General features: G+C 63.9%; 2 protein-coding genes. Both read right to left on the bottom strand.

Annotated elements, in window-relative coordinates; genetic code table 11:
* Positions 1–587 precede the first annotated feature (587 nt).
* On the bottom strand, positions 588–992 hold the full coding sequence (locus tag JMV16_RS21090) for a hypothetical protein (protein ID WP_201496296.1): 405 nt from the start codon (positions 990–992) through the stop codon (positions 588–590).
* A complete protein-coding gene (locus tag JMV16_RS21095) occupies positions 985–1,785 on the bottom strand; it encodes a hypothetical protein (protein ID WP_201496297.1) in 801 nt (266 codons plus the stop codon). Before JMV16_RS21095 ends, JMV16_RS21090 begins: the two co-directional genes overlap by 8 nt.
* Positions 1,786–2,024 lie beyond the last annotated feature (239 nt).

Raw genomic sequence — 2,024 nt, forward strand, 5'->3', positions numbered from 1 at the left:
AGCACCGTGTCGGCTTGATCGTGCGCGTCAACCAACGCACCGCCACGCTCGACTGCGATGGCCAGCAGTGGCGAGTCGGCTTCGAACTGCTTCGACACCTCGTCGACGTCTGATCCGGGCAGGCGCCGTCAACGGGTACTCGTCGGACTATTACGATCAAGGCGATGAGGGCGTAGGGCGAGAGCCGTTCTTGCTTCGTGCGCGCGCGGTGCTTCGTCAGCCTTTGACGACGCCCGCGTCAGTCACGTCCAGGCAGCACGCCGTAGCTTCAAGTGCGCGCGTTTCCACACGGCCTCGACCCTGAAGAGACATACACGGTCGCGATCTCGTCGCTTCGAAGCAGTCGGTCGAACCCGCGGGTGGCGCCGAGCGCATCCTGATCGAAGCGATGTGCAGTCGGTGCCTTGTGCCGGCGCTTCACTTCGCGGCGCAACCGCGAGTCCTTTGCACTCGCATTCGAGCCCGCCATGCTGCTGACAAACGACGGCGGCCGGCGTCGCATGAGGCACCTTGTCGAGTCGGGACCCTGGAAAGAGGAAGGACGGCGCGCCAAGGCAGCCGCGCAGCTCGAGGGCGCCGGTCCTTGCCTACTTGATGAGGCCCTTTGCGATCTCGCGCGCCGTCTTCATGGCCAGCGAGACGGCCTTGTCGACCACAATGTCACGGCGGACGACGACAACCTGCGATTGCCCTGCCTCGTCGCCCGCCTTCACCTCGACGCGAAGCGACGCCTTGGTCCGACTCTCCTGCATGAATTTGAGGAGCGCCTTTTCCAGCTCGTCGAAGACCATTCCGAGGGCTACCTTGGCGGCCTGGGCCACCACGATGGTCAAAACGATCTCCCCCAGGCCCAGCTTGCCGGGAATGTCCGGCCTCTCCGCGACCGGACTTGCGGCGTCGAGCGTACCGCTGGCCACCAGGTCACCTCGAAGGTGCTCAGCATCCTCGCGAGCACTTTCGCTCCGATAACTGACGGTCACGATCTCAACCACGATGGTTTCCTTCCCAGATGCGCAGCAGCAACTCTGCCTGTCTAAAGTGGATCTCAGTCTCGCTTCTTGCTGGCGGCAGCGCCAGGAACGCCAATCCGTCCAGACTGCCGTCCGATTGGTAGAAGTAGTAGGCGTTCTGGTCCCTGTCGAAGACGCTGACGAACACCACCTTGGAGTTCGGATCCTGGAAGAAGGTCACCTTTCGCGCGACGAGCCCCTTGCGACCCGACTCCTCGAGCGGAACCGGCAGGATTGCCTGACGCAAGAAGTCGAGCCGCGGCCCCTCGCGCCAGCGGTCTCGTGCAGTTGAGTCCCAGTCTCCCCCGTGTCCGGGGAAGAGCCTGAAGGTCCCACCAGATCCTCCGCCGCTGTTGCCAGATCCGCCCCCGCCGCGCTCAAACGACGCAAAGGCGCCTTCGAATCCTTGCGGCGGCTTGGGTGGGCCGCTGGCGCCACCGCCGGACCCACCCGCGACAACCATGTCCGACTGCGTGAAGAAGCCGTTGCGATCAATGGCCTGCCGAACGGCCCCTGTCACGTCGCGGCCAAGGTCGTTCCCCAGCACATCGCGTGACTCAACGGCCCGCTTCGCCACGCCATCCACAATTGCCTTGATGTCGGGCAGGGCCGCCTCCGGCGGCAGGACGCGCATTTTGAGGAGCGAACGCTTTGCACGAGTGAGTGCGGTGCGGTAGTCGTGCAGGGCATCCTCGAACTTCGCATGCTCCTCACGGGAGTGCGCAGCATCCACGCGAGGCTCGAGGACCACGTACCCCATGTCCTGGGGCAGCATCTTGATGATGCCCAGCGTGTGGAAGCTGCCGATAAACGCAATGGGAAGGAGCTTTCGATCCTTCCCCTCGTGATGCTGTTTGATGGTAATAGTCCGACGAGTACCCGTTGAAGGCGCCTGCCCGGATCAGACGTCGACGAGGTGTCGAAGCAGTTCGAAGCCGACTCGCCACTGCTGGCCATCGCAGTCGAGCGTGGCGGTGCGTTGGTTGACGCGCACGATCAAGCCGACACGGTGCT

The organism is Rubrivivax sp. A210 (assembly GCF_904426505.1).
Lineage (GTDB): Bacteria > Pseudomonadota > Gammaproteobacteria > Burkholderiales > Burkholderiaceae_C > Rubrivivax.

Bases quoted from the DNA above. Each gene is read 5' to 3' on its own strand.
- JMV16_RS21095 (WP_201496297.1), bottom strand. From the start codon at position 1,785: ATGCTGCCCCAGGACATGGGGTACGTGGTCCTCGAGCCTCGCGTGGAT.